Annotated in this window: 36 protein-coding genes and 1 tRNA gene; 24 read left to right on the top strand and 13 right to left on the bottom strand. The window is 41.0% G+C overall.

Annotated features, from left to right (window positions below; translation table 11 throughout):
• Window positions 1-7: 7 nt before the first annotated feature.
• The 8 genes from W03_RS04980 to W03_RS04945 form a co-directional block, all read right to left on the bottom strand.
• Complete coding sequence (locus W03_RS04980) at window positions 8-445, bottom strand: recombination protein NinB (protein WP_244071923.1); 438 nt, start codon at window positions 443-445, stop codon at window positions 8-10.
• Window positions 446-802: a hypothetical protein gene (locus W03_RS04975; RefSeq protein WP_244071922.1), complete on the bottom strand. Its 357-nt coding sequence runs from the start codon at window positions 800-802 to the stop codon at window positions 446-448.
• Window positions 799-987: a hypothetical protein gene (locus W03_RS04970; RefSeq protein WP_244071921.1), complete on the bottom strand. Its 189-nt coding sequence runs from the start codon at window positions 985-987 to the stop codon at window positions 799-801. The genes W03_RS04975 and W03_RS04970 overlap by 4 nt, the downstream gene beginning before the upstream one ends.
• 42 nt (window positions 988-1,029) lie before the next feature.
• The gene (locus W03_RS04965; RefSeq protein ID WP_244071920.1) at window positions 1,030-1,236 is read right to left on the bottom strand and encodes a hypothetical protein; all 207 of its coding nucleotides are present in this window, start codon (window positions 1,234-1,236) and stop codon (window positions 1,030-1,032) included.
• 17 nt (window positions 1,237-1,253) lie between these two features.
• Window positions 1,254-1,982, bottom strand: a complete 729-nt coding sequence (locus tag W03_RS04960; RefSeq protein WP_244071919.1) for a hypothetical protein — start codon at window positions 1,980-1,982, stop codon at window positions 1,254-1,256.
• A 113-nt stretch (window positions 1,983-2,095) separates the two neighbouring features.
• Window positions 2,096-3,637: a DEAD/DEAH box helicase gene (locus tag W03_RS04955; protein WP_244071918.1), complete on the bottom strand. Its 1,542-nt coding sequence runs from the start codon at window positions 3,635-3,637 to the stop codon at window positions 2,096-2,098.
• The gene (locus W03_RS04950) at window positions 3,637-4,464 is read right to left on the bottom strand and encodes a ParB N-terminal domain-containing protein (RefSeq protein ID WP_244071917.1); all 828 of its coding nucleotides are present in this window, start codon (window positions 4,462-4,464) and stop codon (window positions 3,637-3,639) included. The genes W03_RS04955 and W03_RS04950 overlap by 1 nt, the downstream gene beginning before the upstream one ends.
• A gap of 127 nt (window positions 4,465-4,591) precedes the next feature.
• Window positions 4,592-4,843 carry a hypothetical protein gene (locus tag W03_RS04945; RefSeq protein WP_244071916.1) on the bottom strand — a complete coding sequence of 84 codons (252 nt, stop codon included), beginning with the start codon at window positions 4,841-4,843 and terminating at the stop codon, window positions 4,592-4,594.
• Between the two features lie 387 nt (window positions 4,844-5,230).
• Here W03_RS04945 and W03_RS04940 point away from each other — a divergent pair, with 387 nt between their 5' ends.
• The 18 genes from W03_RS04940 to W03_RS04860 all read left to right on the top strand — a co-directional run bounded on the left by W03_RS04940 (window position 5,231) and on the right by W03_RS04860 (window position 15,802).
• Entirely contained in the window at window positions 5,231-5,599 is a 369-nt protein-coding gene (locus W03_RS04940) for a helix-turn-helix transcriptional regulator (RefSeq protein ID WP_244071915.1), read from the top strand.
• Between the two features lie 122 nt (window positions 5,600-5,721).
• The gene (locus W03_RS04935) at window positions 5,722-6,300 is read left to right on the top strand and encodes a PEP-CTERM sorting domain-containing protein (RefSeq protein WP_244071914.1); all 579 of its coding nucleotides are present in this window, start codon (window positions 5,722-5,724) and stop codon (window positions 6,298-6,300) included.
• Window positions 6,301-6,328: 28 nt separating this feature from the next.
• Complete coding sequence (locus W03_RS04930; protein ID WP_244071913.1) at window positions 6,329-6,739, top strand: hypothetical protein; 411 nt, start codon at window positions 6,329-6,331, stop codon at window positions 6,737-6,739.
• Window positions 6,726-7,172 carry a hypothetical protein gene (locus W03_RS04925; protein ID WP_244071912.1) on the top strand — a complete coding sequence of 149 codons (447 nt, stop codon included), beginning with the start codon at window positions 6,726-6,728 and terminating at the stop codon, window positions 7,170-7,172. Before W03_RS04930 ends, W03_RS04925 begins: the two co-directional genes overlap by 14 nt.
• A gap of 89 nt (window positions 7,173-7,261) precedes the next feature.
• On the top strand, window positions 7,262-7,444 hold the full coding sequence (locus tag W03_RS04920; protein ID WP_244071911.1) for a type II toxin-antitoxin system HicA family toxin: 183 nt from the start codon (window positions 7,262-7,264) through the stop codon (window positions 7,442-7,444).
• Window positions 7,445-7,453: 9 nt separating this feature from the next.
• Window positions 7,454-7,840 carry a type II toxin-antitoxin system HicB family antitoxin gene (locus W03_RS04915; protein WP_244071910.1) on the top strand — a complete coding sequence of 129 codons (387 nt, stop codon included), beginning with the start codon at window positions 7,454-7,456 and terminating at the stop codon, window positions 7,838-7,840.
• Between the two features lie 127 nt (window positions 7,841-7,967).
• On the top strand, window positions 7,968-8,486 hold the full coding sequence (locus W03_RS04910) for a hypothetical protein (RefSeq protein ID WP_244071909.1): 519 nt from the start codon (window positions 7,968-7,970) through the stop codon (window positions 8,484-8,486).
• Window positions 8,487-8,534: 48 nt separating this feature from the next.
• Window positions 8,535-10,994 (top strand): N-6 DNA methylase, encoded by a 2,460-nt coding sequence (locus W03_RS04905; protein ID WP_244071908.1) that lies wholly within the window; start codon window positions 8,535-8,537, stop codon window positions 10,992-10,994.
• A 187-nt stretch (window positions 10,995-11,181) separates the two neighbouring features.
• On the top strand, window positions 11,182-11,448 hold the full coding sequence (locus W03_RS04900) for a DUF6948 domain-containing protein (RefSeq protein WP_244071907.1): 267 nt from the start codon (window positions 11,182-11,184) through the stop codon (window positions 11,446-11,448).
• The gene (locus W03_RS04895) at window positions 11,436-11,849 is read left to right on the top strand and encodes a hypothetical protein (protein ID WP_244071906.1); all 414 of its coding nucleotides are present in this window, start codon (window positions 11,436-11,438) and stop codon (window positions 11,847-11,849) included. The genes W03_RS04900 and W03_RS04895 overlap by 13 nt, the downstream gene beginning before the upstream one ends.
• Window positions 11,850-11,867: 18 nt before the next feature.
• Window positions 11,868-11,996, top strand: a complete 129-nt coding sequence (locus W03_RS13355) for a hypothetical protein (RefSeq protein ID WP_279600007.1) — start codon at window positions 11,868-11,870, stop codon at window positions 11,994-11,996.
• Window positions 11,993-12,181 (top strand): hypothetical protein, encoded by a 189-nt coding sequence (locus tag W03_RS04890; protein ID WP_244071905.1) that lies wholly within the window; start codon window positions 11,993-11,995, stop codon window positions 12,179-12,181. The genes W03_RS13355 and W03_RS04890 overlap by 4 nt, the downstream gene beginning before the upstream one ends.
• Before the next feature lies 1 nt (window position 12,182).
• Complete coding sequence (locus W03_RS04885) at window positions 12,183-12,470, top strand: hypothetical protein (protein ID WP_244071904.1); 288 nt, start codon at window positions 12,183-12,185, stop codon at window positions 12,468-12,470.
• A 19-nt stretch (window positions 12,471-12,489) separates the two neighbouring features.
• A complete protein-coding gene (locus W03_RS04880; protein WP_244071903.1) occupies window positions 12,490-12,630 on the top strand; it encodes a hypothetical protein in 141 nt (46 codons plus the stop codon).
• Between the two features lie 2 nt (window positions 12,631-12,632).
• On the top strand, window positions 12,633-13,376 hold the full coding sequence (bet, locus tag W03_RS04875; protein WP_309296083.1) for a phage recombination protein Bet: 744 nt from the start codon (window positions 12,633-12,635) through the stop codon (window positions 13,374-13,376).
• Window positions 13,360-14,895 (top strand): YqaJ viral recombinase family protein, encoded by a 1,536-nt coding sequence (locus W03_RS04870; protein WP_244071902.1) that lies wholly within the window; start codon window positions 13,360-13,362, stop codon window positions 14,893-14,895. The genes bet and W03_RS04870 overlap by 17 nt, the downstream gene beginning before the upstream one ends.
• A 218-nt stretch (window positions 14,896-15,113) precedes the next feature.
• Complete coding sequence (locus W03_RS04865; RefSeq protein WP_244071901.1) at window positions 15,114-15,332, top strand: hypothetical protein; 219 nt, start codon at window positions 15,114-15,116, stop codon at window positions 15,330-15,332.
• A gap of 74 nt (window positions 15,333-15,406) precedes the next feature.
• Window positions 15,407-15,802, top strand: a complete 396-nt coding sequence (locus tag W03_RS04860; protein WP_244071900.1) for a single-stranded DNA-binding protein — start codon at window positions 15,407-15,409, stop codon at window positions 15,800-15,802.
• A gap of 9 nt (window positions 15,803-15,811) precedes the next feature.
• Here W03_RS04860 and W03_RS04855 read toward each other — a convergent pair whose 3' ends face one another.
• Genes W03_RS04855 through W03_RS04845 form a run of 3 tightly spaced genes read right to left on the bottom strand, consistent with a single transcriptional unit; the run spans window position 15,812 to window position 16,634 of the window.
• Window positions 15,812-16,087 carry a BrnA antitoxin family protein gene (locus W03_RS04855; RefSeq protein ID WP_244071899.1) on the bottom strand — a complete coding sequence of 92 codons (276 nt, stop codon included), beginning with the start codon at window positions 16,085-16,087 and terminating at the stop codon, window positions 15,812-15,814.
• A 45-nt stretch (window positions 16,088-16,132) separates the two neighbouring features.
• Window positions 16,133-16,435, bottom strand: coding sequence for a hypothetical protein (locus tag W03_RS04850; RefSeq protein ID WP_244071898.1), 303 nt, complete (start codon window positions 16,433-16,435; stop codon window positions 16,133-16,135).
• A complete protein-coding gene (locus tag W03_RS04845) occupies window positions 16,419-16,634 on the bottom strand; it encodes a hypothetical protein (protein WP_244071897.1) in 216 nt (71 codons plus the stop codon). The genes W03_RS04850 and W03_RS04845 overlap by 17 nt, the downstream gene beginning before the upstream one ends.
• A 287-nt stretch (window positions 16,635-16,921) precedes the next feature.
• Here W03_RS04845 and W03_RS04840 point away from each other — a divergent pair, with 287 nt between their 5' ends.
• The 6 genes from W03_RS04840 (at window position 16,922) to W03_RS04815 (ending at window position 19,544) form a co-directional block, all read left to right on the top strand.
• Window positions 16,922-17,215, top strand: a complete 294-nt coding sequence (locus W03_RS04840; protein WP_244071896.1) for a hypothetical protein — start codon at window positions 16,922-16,924, stop codon at window positions 17,213-17,215.
• Between the two features lie 2 nt (window positions 17,216-17,217).
• The gene (locus W03_RS04835) at window positions 17,218-17,721 is read left to right on the top strand and encodes an antA/AntB antirepressor family protein (RefSeq protein ID WP_244071895.1); all 504 of its coding nucleotides are present in this window, start codon (window positions 17,218-17,220) and stop codon (window positions 17,719-17,721) included.
• Between the two features lie 33 nt (window positions 17,722-17,754).
• The gene (locus W03_RS04830; RefSeq protein WP_244071894.1) at window positions 17,755-18,099 is read left to right on the top strand and encodes a hypothetical protein; all 345 of its coding nucleotides are present in this window, start codon (window positions 17,755-17,757) and stop codon (window positions 18,097-18,099) included.
• A gap of 37 nt (window positions 18,100-18,136) precedes the next feature.
• A complete protein-coding gene (locus tag W03_RS04825) occupies window positions 18,137-18,367 on the top strand; it encodes a DUF4224 domain-containing protein (RefSeq protein ID WP_244071893.1) in 231 nt (76 codons plus the stop codon).
• 13 nt (window positions 18,368-18,380) lie between these two features.
• Complete coding sequence (locus W03_RS04820; protein WP_244071892.1) at window positions 18,381-19,361, top strand: tyrosine-type recombinase/integrase; 981 nt, start codon at window positions 18,381-18,383, stop codon at window positions 19,359-19,361.
• Between the two features lie 28 nt (window positions 19,362-19,389).
• Window positions 19,390-19,544: transfer RNA gene (locus W03_RS04815), tRNA-Leu, on the top strand.
• A gap of 561 nt (window positions 19,545-20,105) precedes the next feature.
• Here the strand turns inward: W03_RS04815 and W03_RS04810 are convergent.
• Both W03_RS04810 and tatC read right to left on the bottom strand, forming a co-directional pair.
• The gene (locus W03_RS04810; RefSeq protein ID WP_244071891.1) at window positions 20,106-20,690 is read right to left on the bottom strand and encodes a hypothetical protein; all 585 of its coding nucleotides are present in this window, start codon (window positions 20,688-20,690) and stop codon (window positions 20,106-20,108) included.
• 145 nt (window positions 20,691-20,835) lie between these two features.
• Window positions 20,836-21,606 (bottom strand): twin-arginine translocase subunit TatC, encoded by a 771-nt coding sequence (tatC, locus tag W03_RS04805; protein WP_244071890.1) that lies wholly within the window; start codon window positions 21,604-21,606, stop codon window positions 20,836-20,838.
• Between the last annotated feature and the right edge of the window lie 14 nt (window positions 21,607-21,620).

The following is a 21,620-nucleotide window of genomic DNA, read 5'->3' as shown; positions in this document are numbered from 1 at the left end:
TATCATCCTAAATATATTTTTTAGACCACGCCACGCCATGCTCAGAACCAAACGCATAATTCCATTCGATACCCTGATCTGCTCCCCATGAAAAAATATACTCAATCAAATCTGCACACTCTTTCTTTGTTAACTTGCTAGTTCTCACTGGAATTATGTCCACCCCATGTCCGTCCAATGCTGGCAATATTTCAACAGCAGATCCATGTACTCTGCACCATGCTGCTACCAATAACCTTTTCCATGTCTCAACATCATGCTTCTTTCCTGCCCATTCTTGTGTTTTAGATATTTGTGTAATGAGTGCATGCAACAGGCTATTTTCTTCTATACTTCTCTTAGGTTCTTGGATCGTGACGACATATCCATCAGGCGCTTGCATGCAAGCCTGAGCAGCTCTTTTTCGAGCAACATCATGCGCCAGGATGTATATCTGTTTTTGCATTTATTTGAACAATGGAAGAATTACATTTCCAACAAAAATTATTAAAGCAGCAACAAAAGATAAAAAGGCAATCATCATGTAAACATTAACCGTGTTATTTAAATCAATAATTCTTCCAAGCAAATCAAGATTTCTCTTTTTGTAATTTTCTTCTACTGTTGAAAAAATATCGATCCGATCCTTTGCCGCATCTAGTGCTTCATGAAGCGCTGATATTTCTTCCGCTCGTTGATTGTTGACAGCAATCAAACGTCGATTTTCGCTATGCAACCGATTGAATTTTTCTTCAATCAGTGACACTACTTCCCGTTCGTTGATGTCTTTTTCTGTGTAGTCTATTTTTGCTAGTGTGTTCATGTGTTTTCCTCTATATTTAAAATTTCACGTATCGTTTTTGCTATGCTTGAGTAACAAATTTGAGCATCTTTAAAATTTTTGCGTACTCTTTGCTTCTCGAATTCAAGCTCTTCACCGTTGATTTCGTAATGATTCATGCACAAATCGAATGAAGTTTTGAATTCCTTACTTACCTTAAATTTCATTTGCCCATACCTCGACTAATGAGAGGGTTTAGGATCAACCCCCTACAAACAAACCTGGTTTAAACCACCGAGCGCGCCAAATTTTCCCAAAAACCGAACTAACACAAGCTGCCATTTATCGCTGGCCAGACGCCCCTGCCTTTCGGCTTGATCCTTTTTACGCTTGCTCGTAAGTCGCTGCTTAAGCCCCCTCTCATGGCTTCCGGTTTTTTTCCCCTGTCTTTCCACGCCGCCGGGTGCCGCGCTCAATATCGTTTGGAGTACGTTTAAGCTACTTTCCTAACCAATTTACTTAATGCCACACAAACCGCCATTAATCCTCTCGTGGCATGTACATCATTCCAGTCCATGCCGACACTATCCGGCATTGAAAATGGCAATCCTGTCTGTATCGCTGACTTTTCTCCGGTCATTGATTTATCGTTGTCAGCCATTACAAAATGGCCATGCGTTTTAGCAACATGAATAATGTTGTTTGATGAAAAACAGCAAATTACGCAAACATTAAGATTCATTTGCTTCGCTGCTTCATAAACGCTCAATCCTGTTGCATACCCTTCAACAAGTATTATTTTTCTTCCGATTCCAATTCTAAAAACTGCTCGTTTTGCTTTCATGCCAAAAATAAACTTCTTTTGAAAGCCATCTTGATTTTCATTCAAGAAAATTGATTGAACGCCGATTACTTTATCTGTGTCGATATCCCTCATTGGGATAAGCATTGATCCGTCCGAATAAATCAATCCTGTAGCGTTTGGAAGCTGTTTTGATCGCAAATACGCATGAGTTCCGAGAGTGCATTCAGAAAGCATTTTGATAGCCTTTTTGGATGCATTCTCATAACCATCTGCTATTCGTTTTTTCTCACTTATGCGTTTCTCCCTCCATTGCCTCTTCTCTTCATCGCCCCACGGCCTAAAATCTTTATCGTTCCACCACTTGGCTTCTGAAGACTCAGACCAATCAAATACAAAGCCACGTGCACCATCAAACATGTAAGCGCCATTTTTCTTATGTGGGTGTTTGGCTGTTGCGCATCGATGTATTCTTCCATCTGAAATAATAGATTTTGGCAACAACCCAGAAGCGTTCACAAATTGCGCAAAATTCATTTATGCGCTCCTTTTTTTATGCCTTTGAAATACGCGATTTTCTTGCGGTTTATGTGATTCATTGTTGCTCTGCTGATAGCCACATTTGGCTGATCTTCGAAGCGCCATTGCGCACTCGGTCTGCATCCGGCAAACTCCTGAAACAAATACCAAGCTCTAGCTGATGCAGTCTCAGGCTTTCCGTGCGATCTTGTATAAGTACATAGCTGTTCCCACAAATGCTTCTTGTCGTCGGCTAGCTTTTGTTTTCCGATTTTCACTTCAAACATTTCACCGGGAATATGCTCAACTAGGCTTTTTGGTTGTCGTTCGTGTCCGCAAGATATACAGCGCTTTCCGCATGGAGAAAATCCGCACGATGGGCATTTGCTAGGTTCTTTTTCTTCTGGATCACGCCGGATTGCTTTGTCGAGTTTTTCTCCGGCATCAAGAGCATCTAATCCGTTATGATAAATATCCGAGAAATCATCTGCGAACCTGACAATGTTTCCGCTAAAATCAAGCAATATGCAATCTGTTTTTCCGGTGTCTGGTGACGATCTTAAACCTCTCCCCCACATTTGAATGGCGGTTGATAGTGACTTGCGAAGCGGTCTGCAATCACACACGCACCCAACGTCTCTAACATCAAATCCTTTTGCAAGCGCCTCAACAGATATAAGCACCTTAAGCATACTGTCTGGCTTAGAATATTCTTCAAGCAATTCCTTACGTTGAGATTCTGTTGTTTTTGATGTGAATGTTGCTGCCATAATTCCAGACTCATTAAACTGCCTGCACATCTCTTCGCAATGATGAATTGTCGCTCCGAAAACAATTGTTTTTCGGTTCTCGGCGTGTTTTATCCACTCGATCACAACGTCACCTATGATCTCCATTCCTCGCTCTTCAGATGCACGGTCAGTCCATTCTCCGCCGGACGTTTCTGCGCCAACCATATTGATTTTTGTGCAAGAAAAAATTCTCATCGGCACAAGAACACCAGATTGCGTAAGATCATGCATGGTTGCAGCATTGATCAGGTTAGTGAACAACCTTCCAAGTCCTTTGCTAAATGGTGTTGCGCTCAGACCTATTACATTTGCCCTGCATGTTTGAATATGTTCTGTCCAAGCTGAGTATAATGAGTGTGCTTCGTCTATCACGATTACGTCAGAATCAGGCCATGACCTGCGCGCTAATGTCTGAACACTGGCAATTTGAAATCTTTGCCGTAGATCGTAACGCCAATGGCCTGCTTGTATAATCGAATGAGCACCCAGTCCATATTGATCAGCAACATCTGAAGTCTGGTTAATAAGCGTTGTCCGGTCACACACGAACATTGCGTTCTTACCTCGGAGTAATGCTTCGTGAATTATGCGCATGCCAAGATATGTTTTTCCGCTTCCTGTCGCCGCCATTATCATTTGGCATCTATGACCATCACGAGCACCTTGACGCAACTTATCGTGAGCCATATTCTGGAATGGCCTTGGCTCTGGAAATCTTGCAGAGTCGTAATTGGCTTCAAAGTCGACTAAGGAAGATTGCATCATCAGAACTCAATCAATCCAGAAGCCTTTACCTGCTTCTCAAGTTTCTCGAACTTTTCTTTCCACATTTTTGCTTTACGAACAGCGTCATTTTCTGATGACTGATAGCCACGCATGCGCTCTTCAAGCACTCTACATAATTCAGTTAAACGCTTGTTTTCAGACATTGCGGCTGATAACTGATCATCTGATTCAATTATTTTGGTTAGCCTATCAATCTCTTTGTTAGCTGATTCAAGTTCTGCAACAGGATCAAATTCGCCGTATAGCTCTTCATCGATATTTTCATCGGTTGATTGCTCTTCTAAATCTGACAATGTTTCTTTGACTGGAGTTATAGATTTAATCGCTCTTGGTAAGCTTATTTCTCCATGAGCCACTTGTTTTGCTAACTCAGGGTCTGCTTTAGCAACCTTGTCGGCCATTCGTTGAGTTTTATCGCTGGCTCCAGATTGAGCCATACGATCTTCCACCCTGTCTAATCCGGTAACGTTACCGGATTTCGGTTTTCCTACTGTCTGTGCTTGCGCCCAATCCTGAGCGCTCGCTACAATCGCTGCTTGTTGGCCTGGAGACAAATGCCGCCTGTGGAGATTTGCAGACAGAACAAACGACACAATACTGTCCCCACAGAAACTAACAAAAATTGGCTCAACACCAGCCTCAACACATGCCCTATAACGGTTGCCACCATCCAAAATCATCCCATCGTAAATAATGATCGGACTTTTTAATCCATTTGTTTTTATGTCATTAACCAAACACTGAAATTCATTGCCGTTGAGTCTTGGAAACAATGTACATAGTGGATGAAGTTCGTATTCGATCATTTTTTAACCTTCAAAAAAGTGCCAGCGAGCAATATTTGGGAGAAACCCGCTGGCACATGGGAGAAAAATGCAGGAATCCGACTACACGTCGCAGTGGCAACGTGCTTCCCGCTGCGGTCGCTCTTCGTTAAGGAGGGAAGAGAATTTTTAATCCAGTTTTGTGACACTTTTGTCCGTCACTTTCACCTGCGTTGGCCACTCGGTTAATCCTGTCCTGTTGTAAGCTCTGAACCGTATCAAGACCATGGACATGGATTTGCAGGATAGTCCTAACGTATTCAGACTCAGACATCTGGGCGTCATGCGCTAGTTTTTGTATTGCTTCTTTCGTTGAGAAAGAAACACGTGTTTTGACATCTTCAGTGCACTTTCCAAGCATTTCTATCAAATCCATGTTTAACCCAAAAAATGTTCGTCGGTTTTGGTTTGTCGATTAATTTATTCAGGTTTTTTATTGTTATTGTTTATGTTTATTTGTCTTTAAATATCCGCTCATGAAGATCCAAAACTTTCATGTATCGAGAGTATGTTGTGGATTTATGTTTTCCATGCCGCCATCTGTTTACTATGGACGCAGGAATATTCTCATCATCAGTAGATAACTCTTTGGCTATCCGAACATCAGAAAAGCCATGCTCGGAAAATTTATTTATTAATGTTTTTAAATTCATGACGCACATATTATACGTATTCGTATAAATGTCAATACGCTATCGTATTTGATTGTGGTTATACGTTCGCGTACATTTGTGATATGGGAAATCCAATGCTTGAAATACTTGAACAATTGATGAAAATACACAGAGACACACAGACATCTCTTGCAGATAAATCTGGCGTTCCTCAAGCGACAATACAAAGATTTTTAAAGGGGACGCATGAATCTTTATCTCAAGATAATGTAAAAAAAATTGCAAAAAGTTACGGGGTAACAGAAAGCCAGCTTAGAGGTGATATAGAGATAGACATGATAGAGATAAAGGAAAGACCAATTCTTGACATATCAAAATCACCGCTAGAAAGAGTTAAGTTTATGAAGGAAATAAATGAAATGGATGATGATGAATTTCAATCAACTATTGCTCTTTATAGAGCAGCGAAAGCAATTTCAGAAAAAAATAAGAAAAACAAATGAAATAAAGAACAAGACTGTAAATATTAGTCTTTGGTGCTTAAAAGAAAATTGCAGGTGTAAAAATGTGGTGTAACAACCAATTTTGTAAATGTAGGAAATAATAATAAAAAAAGGAGATACAAATGAAAAAAATAATAACAGCAATAACAATGTTTCTAATCAGCCTGTCTGCAAATGCAGGGTCATTCGGGTTTCCGTCTTATCTCGGAGCATTTTGGTCAACAGGTTTTAATGATGGGCTGGTTTCTTTCAATACAGTGAAAGGCCCTCATGAACAAAACTTCTATGCTCCACGCGGAGACGTAAGTTTCACAGTCGATAGCGTTGATTTTTGGATAAGTCAATCAGGAACAAACCCAAATCAATCATACACAATTATCATCGATGGAAATGAAGTTGACTGGGGTCATGTAGATAACTTCAATAGTTCTGCAGGAGAAGGATTTTTCCATGGAACAACCACGGTTTCTTTCGATGAAGGTGGAAATCACACGTTTAAAATCGCTGTTCACCCAGAGATAAATGAACCTGCTGGCGGTTGGTTGGTTTTTGGCGCTGCTAGAGGTGATGTTGCTCCTGTATTGTATGGTGACATTCCGCTTGTTCCGGAACCATCAACCTATGCCATGCTAATTACAGGATTATTGATAATCGCATTTTCTGTCAGAAGAAAATACAAGAATAATGTGGCTCTATGCTAGTTACATAAATGTAACCTAGGGTATTGAAATGAACGAAGAGAATAAAACTGATTATGAACCTATCGATGCTGTATCTGACGACATCGAGGTCATACACTACAAATCGAATAACTTCGTTAGCACACATGCTACAGGATCAATCGTCGCTGGTCCCGCGCATGGCGATTTGTTTTACTTAACATTTTTCTCAGACATAATGGATGTCGTGAAAGAGACTGGCAGATTGAAAGAATCCACACCGGATAAAGATGGAATAACGACAGTATATTACGGGCTTGGAATCCAAGATAAAGATGTCATGAATTATAGGGAAGATAGAGCACGCATCATCTTGACAAGAGAATCTGCAACAGTATTAATGCAAACATTACATGCCCAGCTCTCGATCCGAGAACAACCAGTCAGTAGCCAATCTAAAGAAAGTAATGAAACAAAGTAGAGCAACAACAAGTCAAAGCAGTTACACTAAAACAGCAAATGTACTACCATTGAGTAAGGCTTCGGCATGGAGTCCATCTGAGGATTACAAGTCATCATGGGATGGTGGGGGCAGTGACATGGAAACAAGAGTATCTATACTTGAAAATGACGTTAAACATATCAAAACAGATATTGGGGAAATTAAGACTGACATAAGAGAAGTCAGGAATTATATCTGGGGCATATTGGGATTAGGTATCGTAGGATTCAGTGGTATGTATATGTTTATTAATTCAGGAACATCTTCAATTATTGATGATATCCACGAGATAAAAATTGAGTTGCAAAAAAAATCAATGGCGGACGGTTACACCGATAGGGATTTAAGAGAAGTGAAATCAGACATTAAAGAGATCAAAGATATGTTGATCAAAACTCCCGCCAAGAACTAGCGCGTCATTCCCCATACACAACCCGCTTCGGCGGGTTTTTTATTGTTCAAATACTTGCAAATTCTCTATATGTGTGTATAATACACACCATGAACAGCAAAGACATTATCAAAAAACTTGAACAAGACGGATGGACGCTTAGAGGTGTCAAAGGATCGCACCACGTTTACGTTCATCCACATAAACCAGGCCACATCAGCGTACCACACCCGAAGAAAGATATGGGTGTCGGTCTTGTTAGCAAACTACTGAAACAAGCTGGATTAAAATAAGGAGTGAGCATGAGATATCCAATAGCAATCGAGACAGGAAATGATAATCAAGCGTTCGGCGTTGTCGTGCCGGATCTTCCTGGATGTTTTTCAGCCGGTGATACATTAGATGAAGCAATCGATAACGCAAAAGAAGCCATCGAATTGTGGTTGGAAACTATGATCGATGATGGTGAATCTATACCTGCAGCCAAATCGATTTCAATTCATCAATCCGAACCCGATTTTTCCGGATGGATTTGGGCAATCGTCGACATTGATCTAGCAGAATTATCAGACAAGGTGGAGCGCATCAACATCACGCTCCCATCCAGGATCTTGCGCCGCTTAGATGCCGCGGCCAAGGCAGCAGGAGAATCCAGATCGGCATATATTGCGCATTTGACATTAAAGTAAGACAGATCTATTTTTATGATTTATAAAACACGTATCGGCCAAAGGTCGCATGTCCCGCCAAAACCATTGCCGAAACCAAGGCCACTGCCGCCTGCGCCGACACCGCAACCAAACAGAGGTAATTGATATGAACGATGACACCAAGCAACAATTATTAGGAAACATAAGATACGCAATACGGTTGACGCAACGCACCGCAAGACTTTATAGGCGGGTGCAAACGGTTGGCATATTTCTATCAATAGTTGGCGGCAGTGCGGCCATGACATCCATTGCCACCAATATTCCGGCATGGGTATCTTCCGCCGGAGGGGTCATATTTGCTATTGCAGGAGCCATGCTGATTGCGGTACGTCCCTCTGACAAAGCCGCACAAAATGAGTACGATGCACGCAGATATCAGGAACTCATGGTAAAGGCCGTGAACATGAATGAGGATGAATTGATCTTGGCTATCGAAGAAGCCCATCAAGGTGATGCGCCAGAAATAGAATCGCTGCGCAATGTTGCATATAACGACGTTGCGCTTGAATTCAACAGACCGGATATGATGTTTGAACTATCTGCACTTCAGAGGTTATTAAAATCTCTGGCATGTATCCCTTTACAGCAAGTAAAGAAAGACTTTTCAGGAAGGCTCAAATAGCGCAGAATACCATCTAACTAAAACATAAATATAAAATTTGGAGTATGAATGGCAGCAGCACGAATTTCTGAGCAACGAGCGCGTACCGTAACCAAAGAACTTCTTACTTTTCGTGGTTGGGACTTGCGTCCCGTATCATCTGGTGGACAGTTACTTGAAGAGTCTGAATATTTAGATTATCCATCGCTGAGAAGTATTTTCGAGAAAAAATCAAAAACAGGTCCCGGCATTGGCAAGCCAGATTTTCTGCTTGTTGATTCAGCCAAGAGCCTAAAGCCACTTGTCGTTATAGATACCAAACCGCGCACAAGCGATATTGCGGCTTCTATGCGTGATACTGAACACTATGGCGATGCTGTCCATCTTGCAGGTCAGCAGGTGCTTTCTGTGGCGGTGGCCGGAGCTGAACGTGAAGTTTGCGTTGTAAAGGTTAGGCGGCGAATCGCTGGCAAATGGAAAGACCTAACTTTGCACAACGAGGCGATAGATTGGATTCCGTCTCCAACGCAAACAGCAACCATTCTTTCGCTCCATAACCGCATTGAAGTTTCAGCGGAATGCCCAAGCCCAGAAATCTTGGCAGAACAAGCAGCCCGCCTGAATGAAATATTTCGTGAATGTAAGATCAAGGATGAATATAGGCCGATATACGCGGCTACATTTATGCTTGGCCTTTGGTTTAAGGATGTAATTTCTGATCAGGACGTAGTATTGACCCAGATAAACGACAATGCTGTGAAGGCATTAAAGATTGCGCAGAAAAGCGAGCTTTCTCAAAGCTTGCGAGTCGATACAGAAAACGAAGACCTTGCACAACGAGCATGGCAGATCATTGATATTCTGACAAAACTAAACATACGGTCTTTTCTTCACGAACACGATTATCTCGGGCAGCTTTACGAAACATTCTTTCGCTATACAGGCGGCAATACGATAGGGCAGTATTTCACTCCTAGACACATCATAGATATGATGTGCGAGTTAACCGCAATTACTCCGAATGATATTGTTTTTGATCCTGCTTGCGGAACAGGCGGTTTTCTAATTGGTGCTTTACGCCGAATGATTCGCTTGAAAAGGATGGATTACGAGCAGGCGGTAAAGCAAATCCATCAAAATATATATGGTATAGAGTCAGAGCCAGCCACGGCAGCGCTATGTATAGCAAATATGATTTTGCGCGGTGATGGGAAGAGCGGGATTATTAGGGCTGATTGTTTTTCAAAAACTAACTATCCACCCAAAGAGGCCGATGTTGCTCTGCTCAATCCTCCGTTTCCGCATAAAAAAACTGACACTCCATCCACCAAATTCATTGACCGGGCTCTAGATGGCGTGAGAAACAAAGGATTGGTTGCAAGCATTGTTCCGTACTCATTGCTTGTTAATGTGGGCGCGTGGCACAGACACCTATTAAAGAATAATAGTTTGTTGTTTGTGGCAACAATGCCGCCAGATTTATTTAGCCCATATGCATCCTTCAATACTGCCGTTGTCGTTATACAAAAAGGTATACCGCATTCTGGCGCAAAGGTATTTTTCGCTAGGCTATGGAATGACGGCTTCAAGCTGAAGAAGAATAATAGAGTGAGTCAGGGCGGATCACAGATCGAACAAATACAAGTGGCATATCAAGAAAAAATCCAAATTCCTGAATTAACTACATTCAAGCAAGTTACGCCAGATTCAACCGAATGGTCTCCTGAAGCATTTATTGAGAACGCCGCGCACACAGATGAGGATTTTATCCGCGCCTTCGAGGCGCATTTGCGGCTACATGCATCGTTCTATGTTTCGTATGGCTATCGACTGCTTGACGGAGAGTCAAAAAATGGAATAGGAATAGTGCCTCGCATCTTTCACGCGAGATCATCACTTTCATTCGATAAAATAAAATTCGGCGCATTCAAACTATCAGATTATTTTGACGTAACGCTAGGTGGAAAGGAAGAGATTGAAGACTTGGAAGATGGTGGCAACATACCAATCGTTTCTACAAGCGAATTTAACAATGGCGTTACAGCCTGGAAGGCTGCAAAAAGAGTTTATGGACCAGATGTAATTACTGTCGCAACCGATGGAAGCACTTGCTCAAGCTTTGTTCAAGAGTATTCATTTTATGCGTTTTACAAGGTCGCAATTCTTCGGCCAACACAAGACATTCCGATAGATGCTCTCTACTATATTTCGTATTTATTGAAACGTGAAAAATGGAGATATGTGTACGCCCGGAAATTCGGAAAGGGTCGCTTATTAACCACAACGCTTTATGGCCCTATTAAAAAAGATGGTTGCCCGGACTTCGAGACAATGGCTGCTCTAACCCGCCAATCAGCGTCTTACAGCATCATTGAATCTTTTCGAGAGGCACACTCTGACATGAAAAAAAAGGTTGAAAAATCCGCTAATAGCCAAAAAAATGGCAACCAACAAAACCCATCCCATAGGAAAGATTTTGAATCGTTGCTTGATGTCGCCGTAAATCCTATTGTTCAGAGAAAGAAATAGGCTTGCTGTCTTCTTTTTTCAAAAAACATAGCTCCTCCTTTTCAACAGTTAAAAAATTTTAACATAAATTATACGCAATCGTATTGACATAATTTATACGTTTACGTATATTGTTCACATCAACCATAAATCGTGAGCGTAGGTTGATTGACGGTAAAACTATTTTCTAATGATAAAGGAGTCTTGAATGAGAAATGTAATAGTAACAACAAAGCACCGAGGTGTTTTTGCGGGCCAGATAGAAGACGATCAGTACGTTAATGCAGAAATAATATCCTTAAAAAATGCTCGCATGGCTATCCATTGGGGTACTACAAAAGGTTTTATGCAATTGGCTGAAACCGGTCCAACATCAAGCAGCAAGATAAGCGCAAAAGCAGATATCCCGTCTTTAAGAGACATAACAGGCGTTTTCGATATTACTGATGAGGCCTGGGAAAAATGGAACGTTTGATTGTAATAACCGCTGACGACGTTATCCGGGCAGGCGCTTGTGAGTCTGGTGTTTATAGGGTTTTGAATAGATTGCACCCGAATATTGCAGCATCGACAGAAGTCGAAAAGCTGATTGATTTACTGGATGACAATGAAAAGCAATATGTCATTTCATCCGCTATGCTAAACGGCAACGGTTACGGTGACGGTGGTTACGGTTACTGTGACGGTTACGGTTACGGTTACGGTGGTAACGGTTACGGTGACGGTTACGGTTACGGTGACGGTTACGGTTACGGTGACGGTGACGGTGACGGTGACGGTGACGGTGACGGTTACGGTGACGGTTACGGTTACGGTGACGGTTACGGTTACGGTGACGGTGACGGTGACGGTGACGGTGACGGTTACGGTGACTGATAGCTATAAATTATATTTATGGAACCTATTGAATTAATTAAAGACCTTTTCGTTGCAGCAACACTTGCGTTTTCCGCGCTTGGTATCGGATTGGCGATTGTTTATGTACTGACAAAGTTTTTTGGATTTAAACGGAGGAAAAAATGATTTTTTATCGTGACATGAAGAATTACAGAGCACCTGAGGAACCAATAGTTTTGCGAAATGTTGTTTTTACTCTTGCAATTATCGTACTGGTAATTTTTATGGGGTATTTGGGAGAGGAAGAGCATCAATCGAAGCTTGAACAAATTGCAGCAGCCAAACAATCAACTAACCACAAAGGAAATTGAAATGAAAAAAGCACTATTAGTTTTATCGGTATCAGCACTCATCACCGCTCAACCTGTTTTTGCTGAAAAATGGAGCGCAATCGGCCTGTTGACGACACAAGTCAAGAACCAGCAGGCAAAAGTTGAGTTCGTTGAGATCGATGACTTTGAATCCAGGGACGCATGCATGACCATGGTCATGAGTGAAGCAATGTCAAATGAATACATCGGCCAAGGCGGAACGAATGGGAAGATTCCGCCAGTACAGTGGAATTACGATGCTGACTGTGTGCTGAAACGTAACGATTAAAAAACTTAGGAGCAAGAACATGAAATTCCTCAAAGACATCTGTTTCTTTTATAAAAATGGTGTTGCATTAAAAAGGTCAATTGAGCTTGCACGTTTGATGAAAAAGAAGCGAGAGTGCAAAAACACTTTGTCGATTGATCGTGATTTATTAGTGAGCTGATTATGAGTACAGCACTTGTCAATCTAACAAACAAATTGGCGTCACAATTCGACCTGGGTGACGGAACGGGACTGACCGAAACGCTTAAATCCACAGCATTTAAGAGTGACAAACCTGTAAGCGACGAGCAAATGACAGCTTTATTGATCGTTGCGAATCAGTATGGACTTAATCCGTTTACACGCGAAATTTATGCATTTCCAGACAAGGGTGGAATTGTGCCTGTTGTTGGTGTCGACGGATGGTCGAGAATAATGAACTCTGATACACGTTTCGACGGTATCGAATTCAGGCAAGACAACGAATCATGCACATGCATCATTCATCGTAAAGACCGCAATCATCCAACAATGGCAACTGAGTACATGGATGAATGCAAACGTGACAATTCAACGGCTTGGAAATCACATCCGAGACGAATGCTCAGGCATAAAGCAATGATCCAGGCAGCACGGTTAGCATTTGGATTTACAGGAATCTACGATCAGGATGAAGCCGAAAGAATCATCGAGATCAAGAACAAAGAAATTGACATAACGCCACACTCAGAACATGTTGAAGCAAAACTATTGTCTGTCTACCCTGACGATAAATTCAATAAAAACATGAATGTATGGGAAGCCTCTGTCAATTCTGGAAAGCATACGCCTGAGAACATCATAAACATGATCTCAACTAAACATGTCCTGACTGAAGAGCAAAAGAAAATCATACGATCATTTGGAGATAATGATGCAAACGCATAGCATTCAACAAGGAACCGAATCCTGGCATCAATTTAGATCATCCCATTTTGGAGCATCTGAAGCTAGTGCAATGCTTGGAATATCAAAACAACTTTCCAGAAATGATTTGTTGCTTTATAAAAAAACAGGAAAGTCGAAAGAATACAGCGATTGGGTACAAAAAAATATATTAGATTACGGTCACGAAGTTGAGCTTAAAGCTCGCGAAATACTTGAGCAAGAAATTCAAGAAGATCTCTTTCCGGTTACTTGCTCTGACGAAAATAGTGAGATGAGCGCATCTTGCGACGGGTTGACGTTCGACGGCATGACTGCATTTGAGCACAAACAGTTTAGCAAAGACCTCTATGAGAATGTCCAAAATGGCAATCCAGGTTTTCACATGGCGCAATGTCAGCAGATATTGCTTGTTACGGGCGCAGAAAAACTAATTTTCGTATGCTCTGACGGGACAAAAGAAAAGTGGGCGCAGATATCTATTCATCCGGATGAATCATGGTTCAAAAGAATCAGAGACGGATGGTCTCAATTCAAATCTGATCTTGAGATCTATCAACAGATGGAATTGGTGGATAAACCAGAACCACAAGCAATAATGCAATTGCCTTCTCTATCGATTCAAATCAAAGGCGAAGTCATCGCAAGCAATCTTCCTCAGTTTAAAAAAGCTGCAGAGACATTCATTTCCGGCATTAACACTGATCTTAAAACCGATGATGATTTCGCTAACGCAGAAGAAACTATTAAATTTTGCGAAGAAATCGAGAAAAAGCTTGAATCAGTAAAAGCAGCAGTGATAGGTCAAACATCAGATATCGATGAATCGATACGAACTATTAATTATATTAAAGAGTCAATCGGATCAAAACGATTGACTCTTAATAAAGCTGTCAAAAGACAAAAAGAATTAGTCAAAAAAAATATCATAGATGATGCATATGAACAATGCGCCGTTCATCAATCCAGAATTGCATCTGAATTCCAGAGCATTAGTTTTCCAGCATTGGCTAATTTATCACGTCAAAGTTTTGAAACTGCGTGCAAAGACAAGCGTACTCTCAAAAGCTTACACAATGCAGTCGACACAGAAGTGGCATCGATCAAGATCAAACTTGATGATATGGCTCGTGTTATTCGCAAGAATATTGCTCATTTGCCAGAAGATTTATCACTATTCCGTGATATTCAATCAATCATTACGAAGCCTGAGGATGACTTCAAATTGTTAGTTGAGTCGCGCCTGACTGAACAAAAACGCAAAGAAGAAGATTTAAAAAAACAAGCTATAGAAGCAGAAAAGACAAAAGCACAATCAGTGTCAGAACGTGAAAATACAGTGATTAAACCTGTAACTACTCAACAAAAAGAAAGTTATGAGCTATTGAGTAACAAGCAGAAAATACATTCTGAAATCGCTCAATCATTAGTTGATAACAAAATAGCTAAAGACGTAGCTAGAAATGTTGTTGAGTTAATGATTTCAGGAAAAATAAAACATGTCACGATCAATTACGCTTAGAAATTCGCGCAATCATTGAGTTGGAAAAACAATGCTCTGCTATAAAGACAAAACATTCTGCAGCCAATCGTGCGCGAATACTAAGTGCAGTCTGAATTTAAATGATGATGTCTTATCGGGAGCGGATAAGTGGTGGGGAAAAGAAGGCGCTCCTATCTGCATAACTGATTTTCGTACCGATGAGTGCGGTTTTATTGAATTGAAGGAGTGTAATTAACATGAACCAATCGCTTACTGATCATTACAAACTAATCCTCGGAATTACACCAGTTCCAGAGAGTTTGTATGCCGCAAGAAATAACGATTCTGTTATTGATAGTAGGTCATTATTTTATACTCTCGATAGTTCTCAGAAAGAAAATTTAATAAAAGATATCAAGTATTTAATGGATTTAGGAATAACAAAGCAAAACATTATTTATGAAATATCAAAATAAGATTCCGCGTTTAAAACAAAACAATAAGCTTTTATCAAGAAATTCATTCAGATTCCATGCAATGAAGGTTAAGAATGGCATCAGTTAATAAGTGGATCGGCATAGGAAACCTTGGCAAAGATCCTGAAACTCGTTATATGCAAAATGGCGATGCGGTATCTAACATTTCAATTGCATGCAGCGAAACTTGGAAAGACAAGAACGGTGAGAAACAAGAAAAAACAGAATGGGTGAATGTAGTTTTCTACAAGAAACTCGCTGAAATCGTATCGCAGTATCTCAATAAAGGAAGTCAAATTTACGTTGAAGGCCGACTTGAAACACGTAAATGGACAGACAAGAACGGTATTGATCGATACACAACGCAGGTCATTGCTTCCGAAATGCGGATGCTAGGCAGCAATCAAAGTAACAAACAAAACAATCAAGCATCGAGAGTCAGCAACGATGACGATGATATTCCGTTTTAGCCCAGTCAATCACGAACGATGCTCACGCAACCACTCTGCAAGAGCATCATTCATGCGTGTTTGCCATCCGATGCCTGTAGACCTAAATGCATCCAGTACATCTCGTGATAGCCTGATAGAGATGCGTTCTTTAGTTAATATCGCACGTGGCCGCCCTACTCGTTTTATCTTGGAAAACTCTTCATCAGTCAGCGGCAAAGAATCTGGATCTGACATTGCTGCTGCTGTAATAGCGGCATCTTCTTCTGGCGTAGGCCATATTGTTCCTGGTTTAAGTTTGGGCATAAGTGAGAAATATATTTCAGCATTCTTAACAATGCTCTTTACATATCAACTTAACCAGCCAAAACCCTTAGCCATTATATACGCTAATCCTAATGCTGACGAAATGATGCCACCAAAAACTATCAGAAAATTTCTCGTATCAGATGCACGTAATTCTCTGATATCAGATTTAATGTCTGAAATATCAGATTCGATATGTGATACTGATGCTTCAAGTTTAGCAACTCTTGGCTCTAAAGTCATATCCGGCGGCTCTCCCGATGATTCTTTGCGTTTTGCTAGTCTTTCAATTCTATTAGTGTTATCAAGCACTGAAAGGCGAGATTCAATATTAATCAGATTCGTCATCGTTGAGAATTTTCAGTGCATCGCCAATATTATCTATTGTCTTGTTTATATTTTCTGTTGCTTTTTTTACATTTTCTACAATTGCATCTTTTTCCTGATCGCCTGTATGCAATGCGCTGATCACTCGAAGCGTATTAATCTGAGCAGATATTATTTTTCTAAGGGCACGTCTGCATTCAATGTCAATGAATTTATCCATACTCTGGATTATGGACTAGTTTAATTATGCTGAAAAGTAATTTGTTGACAACCGCAACTAATCTGAATTACTCTTTCTGGCAGGTGCTAACAACACCAATAAAGCGTAAGCGGTCATCCGCGCCCGACAGTATGCGGTTTTTTTTCGTCCATAGTTTCATATGGTCGGGTGTGCGAGGAATAAAATACCTGAAAGGGGAATTACTCCGTCTGACTTACGCCAGATTGTTAGCACCCGACCGCCCGCATGTTGCTGACGGTCAACTCCATAACAAGGAGCGTAAGATCATGGCTAGCAAATCCACAAGCACGTCCGCGCGTCGCAAGTCCATCAAGGTAGTTCAGAATGTTGCTGCAAATATCATCTTTATTGATCCAGAAATTAGAAAGAGAAGGGATCATGAAAGGTGGGAAAAGTCAGTTCTTGACTACAAAAATTCTCTGTCAAAAGACCACCAAAAAATATTCTATAAAGCAATTAATGTAATCTCAGGCTGCCCAAAGCTGAATGAAAAATTTACTCGCTGCCCAGTAATACCATTCCCCATCAGAAACCAACAATCCAAATCCATGGAGGCTTAATCATGAATCAAATTATCAAATTATCTAATTCCGAAATTGGCAATGAAACCGTACAAACGATCAATGCTCGTGAGCTGCATTCTTTCCTTGAGTCTGGAGTGCGATTTAATGACTGGATAAAAAAGCGCATTACTGACTACGGTTTCATAGAAGGTCGAGATTATGTTCGAGTGCAGCTCTCTGCCGGAATGAAAATGACCGAAAACGGTGGCGATATTGGAGGAATTGCAAATTCACAAAATAATGTAGCCCTAGAATCAATGGGATACGAATCTCACGGACAGCAAGGCAGAATTGAGTATGCGATTAGCCTGGACATGGCAAAAGAGTTATCCATGGTAGAGCGCAACGAAAAGGGCAAGCAAGCCAGGATGTATTTTATTGAGTGCGAGAAAAAAGCAAGACAATTAACTCAATCAATGTCCGCTGTAACAACAAGAAAACGTAATCCAGCTATACCATCCATAACCACTAAAGCCAAGATGTACCTAATGATGGCAAAATAACTTGCATCAGCAATCCCAGGATTGAGGCCTGAATTGGCTTATGCGCATGCTTTTGATCAGATCAAAGTTAGCACTGGAGAAGACGTCAGCCAATTGATGCGAGCCATTCCTTCCGTAAAACTGGACGATATAACCATGCTTAACGCCACTGAAATTGGCAAACATTTAAATATGAACGCCAAAACAGTAAATATAACGCTTTGCGAAATTGGAATGATCTATAAAGACGATAACAAAAAATGGCGACTAACTGAAGCTGGTACTGCATTCGGAGAGATGAAGCCTTTCCACAGGAACGGTCACTCTGATTATGAAATCCGCTGGAAGGAATCGGTCGTTGACGTATTACTCAATCACTTAACGCAACCATCAGACTAACAAAGGCATGGGCGGCTTGTACCTCTGTGACGAAAAAATGAGCATATTTCTTGACGACGACGATGTAGCAAAACTTTCTGGATCGAAACTAAAATCCAGGCAGATTGACTCGTTACGCAAGATGGGAATACTATTTTACATCAATGCGGCAGGCCGCCCTGTTGTTCCGAAGTCAGCGATTGAGGGCGGGATACAAACAATAAAACAAGAACAATCATGGGCACCTAATGTGTTGAAACATGGGCAGGAAACCTTCAAGAAATTTTAATCTTCCGAAAGGAATGCGCGCTAGAAAACGCGGTGCAAAAACATGGTACTACTATGACACTGGCAGCAAGCCTCGCAAAGAAATTCCGCTCGGTAATGACTACGCTTTGGCCGTAAAAAAATGGACTGAATTGCAGATCAACGCAAAGCCAAAACATCAAAAAATAATTACACTTAGATATGTTGCAGAACGTTATGTTCGTGAAGTTGTTCCTACCAAAGCACAAGCGACTCAGCAAGACAACCTAAGAGAGCTGCAGCAAATCTATAAATTCTTTGATAATCCACCATCGCCGCTACATGAAATCAAACCGATCCATATCCGACAGTATCTAGATTGGCGAAAAACGATTAGAGCTAACCGCGAGAAGGCACTAATAAGTCACATCTGGAACAAAGCTCGTGAATGGGGTTACACTGACCTGCCAAATCCATGCGCTGGAATCAAAGGCTTCAAAGAAGCTGGCCGCAAGAACGTTTATGTTGATGATGCAATGTATAACGCCGTGCATCAAGCAGCAAGCCAACCGTTGCGCGACGCCATGGACTTAGCTTATCTCACAGGACAAAGGCCATCAGACGTACTTAAAATGACCGAGCATGACATCCAGGATGGATCGATAACCGTAACACAAAACAAAACTGGGGCTAAGCTAAGAATAAGTATCGAAGGTGAATTAAGACTGCTAATTGCCAGAATAATCGATAGAAAATCACTCTATAAAATCCGCAGCTTATACTTAATAGTCGATGATACTGGGCAAAGGTACACTTACAATTCTTTCCGTGGTCAATTTGATAAAGCTCGTGAGCTGGCTGGAATCAATAAGAAAGACTTTCAATTCAGGGATATTAGAGCAAAAGCAGGAACAGACAAAGCAGAATCAAGCGGAGATATCAGACAAGCGCAAAGACAATTGGGTCACTCATCTGTGACCATGACTGAAACTTACATTAGAGAGCGAAAAGGTAGCAAGGTTACACCCACAAAATGATCAAATTCTGTTCCGCAAAACAAAAAGAGCCCGCATGGATAAACGCTTTCAGATGATCAATTTTTACTCAATTGCGGAACGCATATGTCTATAAATACATTTATATTCAATAACATAACAAGGGACTTAAAATCCCTCGGGCTTAAACCGCCCGTGCCGGTTCGACTCCGGCTCCGGGCACCATTTCAAATTTAAATAAACGCATCAAATCCTCTGAATTTATTAGCCTTTGTAAGATTTCATGTCTTCCTACTGTATCATAAGAAATCTACACATACTATCACTTCGTATGGTATTTTCGATACCATCAAGTACTTACGAATATCGCAGTATGTCAAGCTAAAATCAAAGAAATTCCTTCTACAAAATCAATAATAACGGCGAGCTATGCTTATGTCGCTAGCCAATCAGAAGGCACCTCAAAAACACCATCAACAATTACAACTAATAGAATATAACTCAGAGAAATTTAAATAGATGATGATTAACAAAATTTTATACGGTTTTGCCGCAATAGCTACGATCCTTGCTATAGCTTATGGTGGATCATTGTTATATCAATTTTTAGTAGAGTTGTTTAGAAAAACAATGTAACGCGTAGAAGTTGTAATACTACTCGAGCGTTTTCAGAGATCCTCGCGGTTACATGTCATCACAAAAAAGTATGTAGACGTCCCCGTCAACCTTCAGAGAAATATTTTGCCGCAAATCCGTGTTCGATACTGTACTCACCGGCCATATACATTACTCACGATCAATGAATAATGTACCGTCAATAAGTTTAATGCGATCACCTTGCTGCAAATTGGATGCATCGGGTAACGCAATGACAGCCTGTCGACCATCATTTAATGTAATGCCGACATGATAAGGAGAATTGAGGTTGCTCTCTGCATTCCTAGAGTGAATGACTTCTCTTGCAACTGTTCCAGCTACAACACCAGTGACAATAGCGTTCATTTGATTGCCTTGCAGAGATTGACTAACAAAATCGACAATACCGCAGTTTGTGCAACCTGAGGATGATGGTAATGTCGCAGATCTACGAATCATACCAGCTTCAGTGCTTTTAATACTGACCGCGTTGGGTGATGCAGGAATGGCAGTGCCGATACGGTGAATTTTCCGAGTTGACTTAGTTTTAGATTCCTGTAAATTTTCGGGCGATGTTGACATGACCGGTTGTTGTGATTGATTTGCATCGACAGGATTGCGAATCCCCGGAGCTTGCGCCATAACAAGTTGCGCGAAAAATATCGGTATCATAGTAACCACACACCAAGCTAGCGGTGCACGCTTAACGCGACCCAGAAACTTATTCTTCGACATTGATACTCTCCTTGGTACGATTATCAGAAAACATCCGCTTTCACGACACTTGGATAAGAATCCCGTGTATTGGTTTCGTGTTTCTTATTATTAACCAGATAGTAATCAATCAAACGATCGATTAATTTGTTTCTGTAGGGCTATTCTACTCTTTACTATTTTGTTCAGATTGTTCTGATGAAGTTGCAGATTGGACAGCAGCGCTATCTTTGGAAGCAATAATAGTTGCAACGATTATGCCCAATTCATATAGCAGGCATAGCGGCACTGCTAGCATAAATTGTGAAATAACATCGGGAGGCGTGAAAATAGCCGCAATGACAAACGCTGATACGATAACATAAGGACGAATTTCTTTGAGTTTCTCAATAGTAATCACACCGGTTCTAACCAGAATAATAACAAACACCGGTACTTCAAACGTAATACCAAACGCCAAAAACATGGACAATACAAAGCTCAGGTAATTACCAATATCCGTCATAACGGCAACACCTTCTGGAGCAAAATAGGTAATGAACTCAAACACCAATGGCAAAGCGGCGAAGTAGGCAAAAGCCATCCCCGAAAAAAACAGTAAGCTGCTGCCAACAACCAATGGCACAGCCAAGCGCCTTTCATGCGCATACAACCCAGGCGCAACAAAAGCCCAGATTTGATACAAAGTATGTGGTAGCGTTAATACGAAAGCAACCATCAAAGCAACTTTCATCGGTACAAAAAACGGAGTTGCCACATCGGTAGCAATCATTTGCCCGCCTTGCGGTAGTTTTTCTAAAAGTGGTTGAGCAAGTAAAGTATATAGCTCACGAGCAAAAAAAGCGCATGGGAGAAACCCTAGCATGATGACACCCAAAATACGTATGGTTCTGGTGCGTAATTCAACTAAATGCGATAGTAATGAGCCTTCAATCATCGCTGTATTATTAC

This window comes from Nitrosomonas sp. PY1 (genome assembly GCF_022836435.1).
Taxonomy (GTDB): Bacteria; Pseudomonadota; Gammaproteobacteria; order Burkholderiales; family Nitrosomonadaceae; genus Nitrosomonas.
This window is presented reverse-complemented; position numbering and strand designations above follow the sequence as displayed.